The sequence below is a fragment of the bacterium genome (genome assembly GCA_035703895.1).
GTDB lineage: Bacteria > Sysuimicrobiota > Sysuimicrobiia > Sysuimicrobiales > Segetimicrobiaceae > Segetimicrobium.
Genome location: DASSXJ010000271.1, coordinates 1 through 13,513, shown reverse-complemented (window position 1 = coordinate 13,513; position 13,513 = coordinate 1). Strand labels below are relative to the sequence as shown.

Sequence of the window (13,513 nt, the reverse complement as noted above, 5' to 3'; positions counted from 1 at the left end):
TGATCGCGATCGCCTTGACGGCCTGGTTCACCGCACCAGCCCCGACGGCCTGGAGCTCGACAGAACCCTTTGCACGCAACACTGCGGCGAGAGCGCCAGCAACGGCTTTCGGCTTCGAGTCGGCAGCGACCTTCAGCACTTCCCCCATACCAAGTCTGCTCCTTCGACTGCTGCCACGATCCCGGCCGACATCTTCGCTGCAACAAACCTCGTTCTTGAATCTTACCATCGGGAGAGATTCGGGTAGACTCGGCCTTTCCGTTATGTCAACAGGAAGCCGCCTAGCGACCGGAAACCGATGCGAACAGGAGTTCGAATATGCGGTGCGGCACCGAAGTTTTACGCGCGATTCGGGATCGCAGTTATTCACAGGCTTGTGCACAAGGATTCACAGCTTGTGAAAAAAGAAAGGCCAACGCTGGTGGTTTTGAAGCGAGTAGAAGCGTTTATTAATAGCAAAAGTTTCTGGCTCGACGCGGCTTACCACAACTCTGGCCACATATAAAAAACGCGGCAAAGTGTAGCGCCATCTCGTATTCCTTGATGATTCGGGCTTTTTGCTCATTCCCAACGTCACCCGCACCTGGGCGCCTCGAGGCCACATGCCGTTCTTCTACCACCTCTACAAACAGGACCGCATCTCTGCCATCAGTGCCCTCATGGTGTCCCCGCGGAGGAGGCACATCGGGTGTATCTCCAGTTTCGCAGACGGAACCTGAATGGCCTGGATGTTCGCGCCTTTCTCACGCTCCAGGGTAACCTGGGGGTTGCACAGTGTGCCGCATGCGGGCGAGACGGCGGGACCCGAGAGCATTTGGGGGGCCCTCCGGGCGCTCGGGGCGGAGCGCATCGGGCATGGGGTGCGGTCGATCGAGGATCCCAAGCTGGTCGAGTTCCTCGTAGAGCACCGAATCCCGCTGGAAGTCAGCCCGACCAGCAACATCCGTCTCGGCGTCTACCCTGACTACGGAGCCCATCCGCTGCCCCTGTTGCACGGCGCAGGGGCGATCGTCACCGTCAACTCAGACGATCCGGCGCTGTTCAACACCACCCTCAATGACGAGGTGGTGCTGCTCGCCCGGCCGCTAGGCCTCGGGGTCACCGTCATCGACGAAATCCTTCTCAACGCTGTGCGGCACAGTTTCTTGCCGATCGAACGTCGGCATGCGCTCGAGGAAGGTCTCGTGACAGAGCTGGCATCCTTGAAGAAAATTCACCTCGCGGGCGACTGAACCATGAAAATCTATGTTGAGTGGCCATTTCCAGGATGAATCGCTCCCACGTTTTCAAGTCGGGGCGCTTCAGGAACGGCCGGATGACGACCCTCACGTGGTCGCCGATCTCGAGGTCATCGCGGCGCTGAGCCCACAACCGCTCCGGCTCCTCGCTAACGACCGCACCTTTCGTCTTCGTGACGGGACGCCCGCAGAAGGTCTCCGTCTGCCCGTCCAGGGCCTTCAACAGGTGGCAAGACATAGTAATCTTCTCGGACTTCCACAGTCCGGGGTTCTTCAACGGGAGGTGTTCAGGAACCCACAGTGGAAATTCTGGCTTTATCCCATCAAGAATACGCGAGGGTCACACAGGAGGCGCTGCGTGACGTGGCGGATCAGGCATGAAATCCCCTGACACCTACCATGCGCTCACCGCCGCTACCGCGAAGTGGGCGGAGGCTTTCACCGACGACACCCCCGAGCGGCTGCTGGCTCTGTACGATCAAGAAGCCGTCTTGTTGGGAACTTTCTCTCCCAAACGGCGCGATAATCCCAAGGCAATTCGCAACTACTTTGTGGACGTGTTCGCAGCGCTCCCCGGGCACAAGGTGTCTTTTGGGCATCAACTCATCCGCGTCTACGGGGATACGGCGATCAACACCGGCGATTACACGTTTTCGTATATCCGCGACGGCGAGATCAAAACGGTCCCTGCGCGGTATAGTTTCACCTATTTCGATCGCGGCGGACAGTGGATGATCGTGGATCATCACTCCTCTGCAATGCCCACACCTTTTGAGGAGCTTGATCGTAGTCGGGAGAGCCCGTACATCGCATGGCGATATGCGGTCTAAGATGGAACCGGCATAGCCCCCCGGGACAACGATAGCGGAGTTTCTTTTCGGGGGCTAGAGATGAAGGCATCAGTTTACCACGGTCGCCGCGACGTGAGGATCGAATCCGTTCCGGAGCCCGGCCCGCCGGACCGCGGGGAGCTCGTGCTTGAGGTCCTCCGTGGCGCGATCTGCGGGACCGACGTGAGCGAATACTTGCACGGCCCTCATCTCATCCCGCTAACCGTCCGCCATCCGGGCTCAAGCTCATCGAGACGAGGTGGAACCTGCCGCCGCTCGCCACCCGGGACGCCGCGGCCAACGACCTGACTAACGCGTTCAATTTTTAGTGGCCCGGGCTTGTGTGTCGCCAAGGCGGAGTTCCCGAAGGCCACGGGCATCGCCGTCGAGGACGTCTGGGCTCAGCGCCGGCGAACCCGCCCCTGAACGAAATCGTGGGATCCGGCACCTGGGCCGCAAGACCTCGCAGGGGCTTGGCCTGACCCTAGCATGCGCGGCCGCGGCATCGGCGCGAGGAGGGGGCACCGACGATGAGCATACCGCTCGTCATCGACACGGACCCGGGCAACGGCATCCCGGGATCCGACATCGACGACGCGCTGGCCATCGCGGCCGCGCTCCTGTCCCCGGAGGTTCACCTCCTCGGACTCACCACCGTCGCCGGCAACGTCGAAGTCGCGGACGCGACCGCCTGCGCGCTGCACCTCCTCGAGGTCGCGGGCCGAACCGACATTCCCGTCTGTGAGGGTGCGGCGACGCCTCTCGTCGCGGATCCCGCGCCGATCAGGTCCGGCATCCGCGCGCGGGAGTCAAGCGAGCTGGCGGCGCGCCTGTGGCGCGGGGTCCGCCGGCCCGCCCCCCGCCATGCCAAAGACCGCCGGCGCGCCGCCGAATTCCTGATCGAGACGGTCATGGCCCGCCCGGGCGAGGTCACGGTCGTCCCGATTGGGCCGCTGACAAACATCGCGACCGCCATGCGCGTCGAGCCCCGGCTGGCCTCGGCATTGAAGGCGATCGTCTGGATGGGAGGAGCGGTGCGAACCCCGGGGACACTCACGCCCGCGACCGAACTGAACGCCAGCTACGACCCGGAAGCGACCCACATCGTCCTGTCGTCCGGCGCGCCGATCACCATCGTCGGCCTCGACGTGACGAAGCGCACGTGCCTCACGCCGGGAGACGTCGGGCGGATCCGGGCGATCGGCACGCCGCTCAGCGACTATCTCGCCGAGGTCGTCGATCCCTGGGTGCGGTTCGTGATGGAACGACGCCACCTGCCCGGCTGCTGGTTGCACGATCCCCTAGCGGTCTGCGTCGCCACAGATCCCGGCATCGTACGGACTGAGCCGATGTATGTCCGGGTCGAGCTGGCCAGCCCCGTGTTTCGCGGCCAGACCGTGGGCTGGGATACGCACTTCCCGTACCTCTTTGCGGGCGCCTCCCCCAACGCGAAGGTCTGCGTCGAGGTGGACAATGCGCGTTTCATGTCGCGATTCCTTGGGGCGCTGGGGGCCCGGGGGTGAGCGGTCCCCGGGACGCGTGCCGCGCCGGCGTCTCTCGGGGGGACCCATCCCGCGAGCGGCGAACGCAGTAGTAATGTTGAAGGAGGTGGGCACCTGATGGCTCAGGATCGGCAGTGGGACCCGCAGAGGAACCGTCTCTCTCGCCGTGACGTACTGCGGCTCGGTGGCGCGGCGGCGGCGGGCACGTTCTTGGGGACCTTGGGAGCTACCCCGGCGAGCACCGCGCCGCAGGTGACGCTGAAGTGGATCTCCGTCGAGCGGGGGGAGCCGCGCAACAGCGGGATGCGGAAGAGCGTGGAGGTCTTCCAGAAGAACACCCCCAACGCGAAGGTCGACCTCGAGCTCGTGCCGTTCGATCAGTACTTCCAGAAGATCGCCATCGCTCTGAGCTCGGGCAGCGGCATCGACGTGTTCGACGTGGACAGCCCGCTGGTTACGAGCTACGCGGTTCAGGACGCGTTGCTCCCGCTCGATGAGTACATCGACAAGAGCGACTGGCAGGACTTCGTGCCGGTGGAGCGGACAACGGCCACGGTCCAGGGCAAGATCATGTCGGTGCCCTGGTCCTCCTCGGAACAGGGCCTCTACTACAACGTGGAGATGCTTAACGCGGCGGGGATCAAACCCGCGAGCGGCGTGGGGGATCGGTGGACGTGGGAGAAAACCCTGGAGGTCGCCCGCAAACTCACCCGGACGGCTGCGGATGGGTCGACGGCCGTCTGGGGGCTCACGATCGAGCAGGTCGATCGCCCGTACCAGATTCTGCCCCTGCTGGAGTCGAACGGGGCGCTGCCAATTTCCCAGGACGGGAGGAGGGTGTCCGACGTTCTGAACTCGCCGCAGGCCGTCGAGGCCGTGCGCTTCTACGGAGACTTATTCAACAAGTGGAAGGTCAGCCCCAAGAAGCAGCTGCAGGATGCGTTCGGGAACAAACAGGCGGCCCTCTACCTCGCCAACACGCCCTGGGTCAACATTCTGCGTACCCGCTTCCCCGACCTGAAGTTTGGCGTGATGCCACATCCCTACTTCAAGAAGCCGGTCACGCCGACAGGCGCCTGGCACCTCGGCGTCTTCAGGAAAACGGCCCACCCCAAGGAGGCCGCCGAGCTCGCCAAGACCTTTGGCGGCCGCGAGCTGGCCGACACGGTGTTCAAAACGATGAACTACATGCCCGTCCGCACCTCGACGTTTGCGCGGTTCGCCTCCGACTTCAAGGCGCCGCCCTGGAACCTCTTCCTCTTCGAGCTGAAGAACACGGCGGTCCGCCGGCCGGCCACCCCAGCCTACCGCGAGTACGAGGACATTCTCCGGACCGCGCTCCGGAACGTCATGGAGGGAGGCGACGCGAAGGCCGAACTGGACGCGGCCGCCCAAAAGACCGATCGGGAGCTGGCCAAGTACACGAAGTAGACACGGTGGTCCGGCATTCGCAGGGTTCCCGTCGTCGGCCTCTGGCCCAGTGGTGACGTGGACAACATGACTCTGCGGCGGGGCCGCCGCCGGGCACGAATCGGCGAAGCGGCGATCCCGTACCTCTTCATCGCGCCGGCGATGGTCGGGCTGGTCGTGTTCAAGCTCTATCCTATCGTGGCCGGACTGCGCATGAGCTTCTACGACTTCCAGCTCATCTCGGGGAGATTGCATTTCATCGGCCTCGAGAACTATCGCGTCATGCTGGCCGACCCCACGTTCTGGCACGCTCTTCGGAACACGCTGGTCTTTAACGTCATCGTGACGCCGCTGCAGGTGGGCGCGGCACTCGGTCTCGCGTTGCTCGTCAACCGCACGATCCCGCGGATCGAGATCTTTCGATCATTTTACTTCATCCCGGCGGTCCTCCCCTTGGTGGTCGCCAGCGTGATCTGGGACTTGCTGTACCATCCGGACAACGGCGTCTTCAACGGGATCCTCGGCACGCTCGGCCTCCCGCGGCAGCCGTTTCTCGTCAGCGCCCATCAAGCGATGGGCGCCGTCATCGCCATGGTGACCTGGAAGGGTGCCGGGTATTGGATGGTGATCCTTCTGGCGGGCCTGCAGAACATCCCCGAGCAGGTCTACGAGGCGGCGCGGATCGAAGGCGCCAGGGGGTGGACGTCCTTCTGGCGGATCACGCTGCCGCTGCTCTCGGGGGCGCTGGTCTTCGTCACCGTTGCGGATACGGCGATCAACTTCCTGCTGTTCGCCCCCGTCTACGTCATGACCCAGGGTGGTCCGTCGGAGTCCACGACCGTGCTGATGTTCGAGGTCTATCGCAACGCGTTCGTGTACCTCCATATGGGGTATGCCACCGCGATTGCGACCGTCCTCCTGGCGATGACGCTGGTCGTCGTCGCGGTCCAGATGCGCGTCCTGCCCGTGGAGTTCGAGTACTGATGCCGCGCGCCAGGCGGACCCGGCTCCTCCGAGGGCTCGCCGCGCGCACCCTCCTCTACGCCCTCATGACCCTGGTCGCGTTGGTGTCCGTGCTCCCCTTCCTGTGGGCGCTGACCTCCTCGCTGCGGCCCCACCAGGAGATCTTCTCGTCGACCACGCCGTTCGGCCTGAGAACGTTCGTCCCCGCGGTGTCGTCCTTGACGCTTCGCGCATACGCGTACATCTTCGGTCAGGACCACTTCGGCCGGTACATGTTTAACAGCGCCTTCGTGGCCACCGCGACTGTGGTGCTGGGGCTGCTGGTCAACTCCATGGCGGGCTTTGGATTCGGCCGGTTTCGCTTCGCCGGGCGCGGCGTGCTCTTCGGCCTCGTCCTGGTCACGTTCATGGTGCCGTTCGAGATCATTGTCTTGCCGCTTTACCTCGTGATCCGGGGCCTGCACTGGGCCGATACCTATCAGGCCCTGATCTTCCCGGCGGTGGCCGACGCCTTTTCGATCTTCCTGATCCGGCAGTTCGTGCGGGAGCTGCCCGCCGAACTCATCGATGCGGCGCGCGTGGACGGGGCGGGTTGGTGGGGTATCTACTGGCGGATCACGCTGCCTCTCGTCAAACCGGCGCTGATCACGGCGGGGGTGCTCCAGTTCATGCGCCAGTGGGATGCCTTTTTCTGGCCCCTAGTCGCGGTGAGTTCGCGCGAGCTATCCGTCACCCAGGTTGCGCTGACCAGATACATCACGGAGTACGTGACGTTCTGGGACCGGCTCCTGGCCGCCGTCATCGCCTCGAGCTTGCCGGTGGTACTCCTCTTCCTGATCCTGCAGCGCTATTACATCCGCGGCATCGCGACGACCGGCATTCGCTGACCGATCGCCGACGCCGTCGACATGGCGATATCGGGAAACGTGAGCACGGCCCGGGAGACTCTCTACGCCAGGAGGTACTGATCATGGAACACGGGCATTCCGAGTTTCAAATCCGTATCGATGCCGCCAAGATCGAAGCCGACACCGAAGAGGCCGCGGCGGTGCAAGCGGGGTTCACCGTCCACCACCGCGCCAAGATCAAAACGCCGGAGGACCCGTTCGCATCGGCCGGCTTCCTCGAGCCCGTCTCTCTCACCATCACTATCACCGTTTCCTACCTTGTCTCCCGAATCGTCAATCATTGGCTCAGGAGTAAGGAACGCGGCACCCTAATCGACCTGCGTGAGCGGCCGCCGTACATATCGCGGATCGCGGCCGTCCCCGCAGGATTCGTTGTGATCGTGGATAAGAACGGTAACTCCACGCGGCACAAGTACCAGTACGATAAGCCGGAGGCGCTGGCGCCGCTGCTAAAACAGACCCTCAGCCTCGCCGCTACCGGGGGAAATTAGGCGTGTCGGCGCAATTCGACTATCTCACGGGCGCGGTCACCGTCGCGGACGAAGCACCGCCGGCCTGGAATCGTCCCGGCGTCCTCGAAGAGTTCTACGGGCACCCGAACGACGACCAATGGGGCCCGCGCCTGAGTAGGATTCTCTATCACGAATCCGTGCATTTCTGGCAGTTGCTCTCCTCCTTCTATATGGCGGAGATTGTCGCCACGGAGTGGGCGCGCGTCTGCCATTTCGAGAAAACTGGCGAGATTCTGCCTGTCTCCGAGCATAAAATCGCGCACACGCAACGTCGCGGCGACCAGCCATTCTCGCCGTTTGAGTTGGTCGAATGTTGGGCGCGGTATTGGGATGTTCACACCCGTAGCCCGGAGAGGGTCATTCGGGAAGAGGGCCTGGAATCCACTGTGGCCGAGGTGCCGCGACCATTCGGATACGCGTCGCCAGAGTACGACCTTGTGATGACCAAGGGCGACGACTGCGAGAACTATGCCGCGCCTTACCGCTGGATGCTCGAGCGCATGCGGGGAAACTCGCGTGCCGTCGCCTATCTTTTCCCTGTGATTGCACACCGAGCGTTTCGAACTCGTGACCCTGTAACCGTGTTTCTCGCCGCGTTCGACGCTGCGAGCCTCTCGCCCGTAGTCAACCATGCGCTTCAAAATACGGGCAGCAACATCAATACCGCCTGGATCTCATTCGTCGGGTACACTGAGGATAACGTACTGATTCCCGTGTTCGAAGCAAAGCAGTTTGTTGAGGCCGGCCCCGGATTCCTCGTGATCGACCGCGGATCGTTCGATGGGCACCCAGTGTTCACCCGGTATCCGGAGAAAGGCAAGGAAATCGTCCGGCGGGCGCGTCAGCTCCTGCCAACGCTGAGAACTCCGCCCGCTGATCGCTACGAAGCAGAATTCAATTGGATCCTCGTCCAGGGCGAACGCGATCTCTCGTCCGTGTTCAAGCTCCCGGGCCAACCCACGGCGCGAGGCTTGCTTGGACTCTTCTGTCCGCCGCCACACATACGGTTTTCCAACCTGGAGGTATTTGCGTCGAAGCTGAAGCTAGAGGACGCCGGCCTGCTCGATCGAGAATGCGCAGACGTGGAGCAGCGCGTAGCACGGTTCCGTGCCGCCGAGACCGCGGTCCGCCTCGGTCTGCCTGCCGATGCTTTCCAGTGGTAGTTACTTCGCCGGACTTGCCGACAATATCACATTCGACGGATGGGAGCTGCATCGGGCACACGTCGCAAGCGCCGGTACTGCAAAAGTCGGTGGCGCTGGAAATCGTTCGTACACCTTCCTAGAGGGCGAAAGTTATCTTAGCGGCGATGACGTATAAGGCCCGATATGCGGAAATCCTAAGGATCTCCCCCTCTGTCCGAAGCTCCCCCCCCGCGAGCGCTTATCTTGCTCTACCGAGCGACGCGAGGATGGGGGGCCAGCCGCCAGGTGCCGACGCACACGCTCGTGAAGGCAGTTGCTGGCGGAGTCGGTCGGGTAGATCAGTACTCGCGTGCCAGGTACGCCAGAAGAACAGCCGTGGCGTGCAGCACGAAGCGAGCGTCGGCCTGCGTGAACGACGTTCTATCCGGCTGATCATGCCGCGCTAGGTGTACGAAGTCCCGAAGGCCCTTCGGAGAGAGCCGCTCGGCGCCTGGATCCGGGCCGCGGAAGCCGACCCGGAGAACCTGCTGATCCGCAAGCAGATCTGGCACCTGCTGTACCCGGAGCGCTTCGAGCCGGAAGGGGACTTCGCGTGGCAGAAGGCGCAGCGAGCGCGCGAGGCGCGCCTCGGGATCCGGAACGCCAACCCGGTTCCCGACATGTTCGCCGAGTGACGCGTGGGGGACGGTGTGGGCTACTTGACATTACCCCCGAGCGCGCGTCGAGGGCATAGTGCGGACTACATGTGCCCCATGCCGGTCATCGTCAGGTTGGTGACCACGTTCATGTTGCTCAGTTCCTGGTAGTCAACCTTCACCAGGTCGCCCGCGTGGAGGCGCGTCAGAGGAATCGGACCGTTCTGCCAGATCAGCGCGACGCCGGGCACGACGATCGCGGTGAGCGGGTGCTCCATCATCATCTTCCCCGCCTCGGGCTTCTGCATCATCGCATCGCCCTTCATCATTTCGCCTTTGGCGCTCGGAGTGATCTCAAAGATTCCCTGGCAGGTCTGCGGCGTCGCCCCGCAGGTGACGAACCGAACGCGGGTCACGACACCTTCCACCGTCTGCGCGTGCATCATCATCGTGTCGGTCTTCGGGGGCATCTGCTGGGCAACGGCAACCCCTGGCCCGAAGGCGAGCAAGGCGCATGTGGCCAGCACGGACATCGCAGGCTTCATCCAGCCACCTCCCGGTTATCGTCAGACGCTGTAGTCCCAGCGTACCGGGAGAGTGTTGGAGTCTGATAAAGACCGCTTGGCGAGAACCCAGCCTCAGGGATTCAACGGATGCTCGCGTTCTGAGACCTTTGTACAACCCTCACGCGATCTTCATCGGACCTTTACCCCTCCCCGCTCCGCTGAGGCTGTTTCCGCGAAGCGCCGATGGTCCGCACCGAGGTCCAGCCAGAGGGTGGGGTCCGACAGACGACCACCGCGTGGGCGGCATGGAAAGTGGATTCGCCAGAGCGCTCCCTATCATGGGGCGGCTCGTGGACCTCCGCGCAACCGGCCTCACCTGATCGGAGAATGTTCGCGTCGCCTGTTGCGACGTTGTACCTCCTGGTTCTTATCAGCCAGGCCGTCCCGAGGATCGGTCTGGGGTTGCCCCCGCCGTGTGAGTTCCGAACGACCAGATGTTTCCCTCTACCGGCAAATCTGCCTGCGACAGATCGACGTGCCCGGCGTCAAGCCGTCGGACATTAGACTGAATTCGGAGCCATCCGTCGATGCCCTGGAGGGACGACGCCGGATCAGTAAGCCCCGGGATGAGGTAGTGGACCGGGATCGCGACCTTGGGAGCGAGTCGGGAGATGAACTGGTCCGCCTCTGCGTATGTGAGGAGGTGCTGGGACTCGTCCACCGGAACGATGAGAACGTCAACTCGTCCAACGGCCGCACGGGTTTCAGGGGGAAGGTCGGCGCGGCTGTCACCCGGATGACAGAACGTGATGCCCGCCGCCTCAATCAAAAAGATGATGTTCCGCTGCCCGAACTCCTCTCCAAAGTGTCGCGCGTGGCGACTCATGACACCGCGGATCCGAACGCCATCGCCCCGGAGCTCCAGCGGACCCCGGAGGATCGTCGGGTCCCCAGCGACCCGGTCGACCGCGTCGTGGTCGAAGTGCGGATGGGTAATCAGCAGGATATCGCAGGCCACTCGGGGGCACGGCCGGATGAACCACCGGGGTTCGGATCCGGAGGGATTCCCGTACGGGTCGATCGCGACGCGGAGGCCCGAGGGCGTCGTGAGCAGAAGAGCTGAGTGGCCGAGGTAGTCGACGCCGACTCCTTCAACGCCCGAGCGGAGCCCCGTCACGTGAAAAAATCCCCCCTTCGTCGCCGCGAACATGCTGATTGTCCCCGAGTGCCTGGTCAAGACCGAGCGGCAACCGAACACTCCGGTACGAGCATGTTCATGATGACGACGGCGTCTCCGGCGGCCGAATGTCGGACTCGATCTGCATGCCCTCCGCCAGCGTGTTGAGCGTGGTGAAGTAGTCCGCGACGCCCAAGACCTCCAATAAGTCCCGGTCCGAGTCTCCCGCGTGGCGGAGCACCGCGGCGTGGTACTGGACCATGTACGGCCCGCGCGTCGCCATCGCGACGCCGAGCGCGATGCGTCGTTTGTCGTGGGCCGCCAGCGCGCCGGTCCCCATCACCGCACCTTCTTTCCGCCAGGTCGCCTCCAGGTAATGGGGGTTGCGAGCTAGGATCCGCCAGAGAAGTGGTGCCCCGGGCTGACCCATCGCGTTGGCGCTCCAGGCCGCGATCTCGGCGAGGAGCGACCGGACGGGGCCGTCAACATCTTCCGGGTCGAGCGGGGGCACGAGCGCCCCGCTGCTCTGCTCCAGCGACCGGAGCAGCAGCCCCTCTGCGGCAATGGTGAGGCCGCGCGCGTGCTCGGTCACCCCCATGAGCTCGGTGATCCCCACCTCGTCGACCCCCAGCCGCATCACGGCGGCCACATGAGAGTCGATTCAGTACACGCATGAGTTGCCCGCCGACACCGCCGTCGCGATCATCTCCCGCTGGAGCGGGCTGAAATTGCCGCGCTGCATCAGCGCACGTGAGCGGCCCCAGTTCGCCTCGACGAGCTGCGGCGAGTGGCCCATACAGCGCCAGATGTTCGAGACGCTGCTCGCGCCGAACACCTTTCGCTCGCGCCGCAGCACCGCATCAAAGATCTCACGGACTTTCCCGCTGACCTGCGCCGGATCGACCAAGCGAATCGTTGCCATCGATGCCTCCTGGGCCGCGGTCGTTTCGGCCCTCTCGAGCGTACCGTCTATTTCGCCAACTCGAACTGGCCGTTGTGGACGATGAGGATGACGACGCTGTCCTCCCCCGCGCCGAAGTGGTCGGTGGGCGAGTAGCTGTACACGGCGGTGACCCCGACATGATCTTTCAGGGCCTCGATCGCATCGCGGAGTTTTTCGCGGTCGGGCCCGGCCTTGCGGAGCGCGGCTGCGATGATCATCATCGCATCGTACCCGTTCGCCGCGAAGGTGGCGGGCTTCTTTCCGTACTTCGACTCGTATGCCGAGACAAACCGTTCCGTCACGGATTTCTGGGGGTCGTTCGCGGACAACGCGTTCGCCACGTAGATCTTCGAGGACGGCAGCAACACATCGTTGGCCGCGTCTCCGGCGAGCTTGAGGAAGTTGAAGTCGTTGGCGGAGTGGGCGAGGTAGAGCGGTGCCTTGATGCCGAGCTGGCGGTAGTTTTTCGTCGCGATGGCGAGACCGGGCCCGGTTGCCCAGATCACGGTCGCTTCCGCATCGCTCCCCCGGATCTTGGTGAGCTGCGGCGTCATGTCCTGGTCGCTGTTGCCGAAGGTCTGCTCCAACACGAGGCGGATCCCCGCAGCCGGTGCCAAGTGCCCGAGTTGCTGAGCGCCGCTGGTCCCGAACGCGACGTCCGAGTGCAGCACGGCGATCTTCGTGATGCCGTGCGCCTTCATCTGCGTCAGCATCTTGCCCTGCACAAGAACGTCGGTGAGTGGGGCCAGGAAGATCCACGGTTTCTTCTCGACCGGCAGCACGATCCCGCGGGACGCGCCGTTGGCCACGACCGGGACTTTCGCCCGCTGCACCGTGTCGATGATGGCGAAGGATGAGCCGCTGCTCATCGGCCCGACAATGGCCGCCACATGCTCCTGCTCGATCAACCGCTTCGCCGCGGTGACGCTCTTCGTCTCGTCGCTTTCGGTGTTGATGTTTACGAAGTCAATCGTGCGCCCTCGAATGCCTCCCGCGCCGTTGACTTGCTCCACGGCCAGGCGCGCGCCCTCGAGGCCGGGATTACCGAGGGTCGCGATGAACCCCGAGGTCTCGAGGAGCCCGCCGATCTTGATCGGTTCTTGTGGCTGCGCCGGGGTGGCGAAAGCCAGGAGCAACGTTAGGACCGTCACTGCGACTCGCGCGTTCATGTTCTCCCCTCCTCGTGGCTCTCCGTTTTGACGACGTGGGTCGGGCCGGCGGCGGCCGCGACGGTGGGCGCCGCTTCAACCGCGCGACCGAGGTAGGCGTTGGTGATCTCGGGATCGGCGAGCAGGTCGCGACCGGGCCCGGTGATAGCCACCTGGCCCGTTTCGAGCACGTACCCGCGGTCCGCGATCTCCAGCGCGGCCCGAGCGTTTTGTTCCACAAGGATGATCGTGAGACCCCTGGACCGCAATGCCACAAGCCGGTCCATGATCTCTGCCGCGACCTGGGGCGCGAGGCCAAGGGATGGTTCGTCGAGCATCAGCAGCCTCGGCGTGCTCATGAGCGCCCGGCCGATGGCGAGCATCTGTCCCTGGCCCCCGGAGAGCGTGCCGGCCAGCTGTCGCCGCCGGTCCCGAAGCATGGGAAACAAGGCGAAGACGCCCTCGGCCGCTTCCTCGAGGCCGACGCGCCACGTCCTTCCCTTCGCATACCGGCCGAGTACGAGGTTGTCCCAGACGGTGAGCGACGGGAACAGCTCCCGGCCCTCGGGCACGAAGCGGATCCCGGCGCGCACCAC

General features: G+C 63.9%; 17 protein-coding genes. 9 read left to right on the top strand and 8 right to left on the bottom strand.

Annotation, left to right across the window (positions count from 1 at the left end):
• Window positions 1-148: stage V sporulation protein S (locus VFP86_17940; protein ID HET9001526.1), on the bottom strand; the 148-nt coding region annotated here is incomplete at its 3' end.
• A 571-nt stretch (window positions 149-719) separates the two neighbouring features.
• On the opposite strand from VFP86_17940, the gene VFP86_17935 reads away from it, so the two are divergent.
• Both VFP86_17935 and VFP86_17930 read left to right on the top strand, forming a co-directional pair.
• The gene (locus tag VFP86_17935) at window positions 720-1,232 is read left to right on the top strand and encodes a hypothetical protein (GenBank protein ID HET9001525.1); all 513 of its coding nucleotides are present in this window, start codon (window positions 720-722) and stop codon (window positions 1,230-1,232) included.
• Window positions 1,233-1,615: 383 nt separating this feature from the next.
• Complete coding sequence (locus VFP86_17930; GenBank protein ID HET9001524.1) at window positions 1,616-2,068, top strand: SgcJ/EcaC family oxidoreductase; 453 nt, start codon at window positions 1,616-1,618, stop codon at window positions 2,066-2,068.
• Between the two features lie 69 nt (window positions 2,069-2,137).
• Here VFP86_17930 and VFP86_17925 read toward each other — a convergent pair whose 3' ends face one another.
• On the bottom strand, window positions 2,138-2,278 hold the full coding sequence (locus VFP86_17925) for a hypothetical protein (protein HET9001523.1): 141 nt from the start codon (window positions 2,276-2,278) through the stop codon (window positions 2,138-2,140).
• Between the two features lie 320 nt (window positions 2,279-2,598).
• On the opposite strand from VFP86_17925, the gene VFP86_17920 reads away from it, so the two are divergent.
• From VFP86_17920 to VFP86_17890, 7 genes are all read left to right on the top strand, one after another.
• The gene (locus VFP86_17920; protein ID HET9001522.1) at window positions 2,599-3,591 is read left to right on the top strand and encodes a nucleoside hydrolase; all 993 of its coding nucleotides are present in this window, start codon (window positions 2,599-2,601) and stop codon (window positions 3,589-3,591) included.
• A 96-nt stretch (window positions 3,592-3,687) separates the two neighbouring features.
• Entirely contained in the window at window positions 3,688-5,001 is a 1,314-nt protein-coding gene (locus tag VFP86_17915) for an extracellular solute-binding protein (protein ID HET9001521.1), read from the top strand.
• Window positions 5,002-5,067: 66 nt separating this feature from the next.
• The gene (locus VFP86_17910) at window positions 5,068-5,964 is read left to right on the top strand and encodes a sugar ABC transporter permease (GenBank protein HET9001520.1); all 897 of its coding nucleotides are present in this window, start codon (window positions 5,068-5,070) and stop codon (window positions 5,962-5,964) included.
• Window positions 5,964-6,830, top strand: coding sequence for a carbohydrate ABC transporter permease (locus VFP86_17905; protein HET9001519.1), 867 nt, complete (start codon window positions 5,964-5,966; stop codon window positions 6,828-6,830). The genes VFP86_17910 and VFP86_17905 overlap by 1 nt, the downstream gene beginning before the upstream one ends.
• An 83-nt stretch (window positions 6,831-6,913) precedes the next feature.
• The gene (locus VFP86_17900) at window positions 6,914-7,342 is read left to right on the top strand and encodes a hypothetical protein (protein ID HET9001518.1); all 429 of its coding nucleotides are present in this window, start codon (window positions 6,914-6,916) and stop codon (window positions 7,340-7,342) included.
• A 2-nt stretch (window positions 7,343-7,344) separates the two neighbouring features.
• A complete protein-coding gene (locus VFP86_17895) occupies window positions 7,345-8,526 on the top strand; it encodes a hypothetical protein (protein ID HET9001517.1) in 1,182 nt (393 codons plus the stop codon).
• Window positions 8,527-8,954: 428 nt separating this feature from the next.
• On the top strand, window positions 8,955-9,182 hold the full coding sequence (locus VFP86_17890) for a hypothetical protein (GenBank protein HET9001516.1): 228 nt from the start codon (window positions 8,955-8,957) through the stop codon (window positions 9,180-9,182).
• 65 nt (window positions 9,183-9,247) lie between these two features.
• On the opposite strand, the gene VFP86_17885 is transcribed toward VFP86_17890, so the two are convergent.
• The 6 genes from VFP86_17885 to VFP86_17860 form a co-directional block, all read right to left on the bottom strand.
• Complete coding sequence (locus VFP86_17885) at window positions 9,248-9,688, bottom strand: hypothetical protein (GenBank protein HET9001515.1); 441 nt, start codon at window positions 9,686-9,688, stop codon at window positions 9,248-9,250.
• A gap of 391 nt (window positions 9,689-10,079) precedes the next feature.
• The gene (locus VFP86_17880) at window positions 10,080-10,859 is read right to left on the bottom strand and encodes an MBL fold metallo-hydrolase (protein ID HET9001514.1); all 780 of its coding nucleotides are present in this window, start codon (window positions 10,857-10,859) and stop codon (window positions 10,080-10,082) included.
• Window positions 10,860-10,923: 64 nt separating this feature from the next.
• Window positions 10,924-11,463, bottom strand: a complete 540-nt coding sequence (locus VFP86_17875) for a carboxymuconolactone decarboxylase family protein (protein HET9001513.1) — start codon at window positions 11,461-11,463, stop codon at window positions 10,924-10,926.
• 24 nt (window positions 11,464-11,487) lie between these two features.
• Window positions 11,488-11,748 carry a hypothetical protein gene (locus VFP86_17870; GenBank protein ID HET9001512.1) on the bottom strand — a complete coding sequence of 87 codons (261 nt, stop codon included), beginning with the start codon at window positions 11,746-11,748 and terminating at the stop codon, window positions 11,488-11,490.
• A 47-nt stretch (window positions 11,749-11,795) separates the two neighbouring features.
• Window positions 11,796-12,938, bottom strand: coding sequence for an ABC transporter substrate-binding protein (locus VFP86_17865; protein ID HET9001511.1), 1,143 nt, complete (start codon window positions 12,936-12,938; stop codon window positions 11,796-11,798).
• Window positions 12,935-13,513, bottom strand: a 579-nt coding sequence (locus VFP86_17860) for an ATP-binding cassette domain-containing protein (GenBank protein HET9001510.1), incomplete at its 5' end; no start/stop codon positions are given. The genes VFP86_17860 and VFP86_17865, both read right to left, overlap by 4 nt.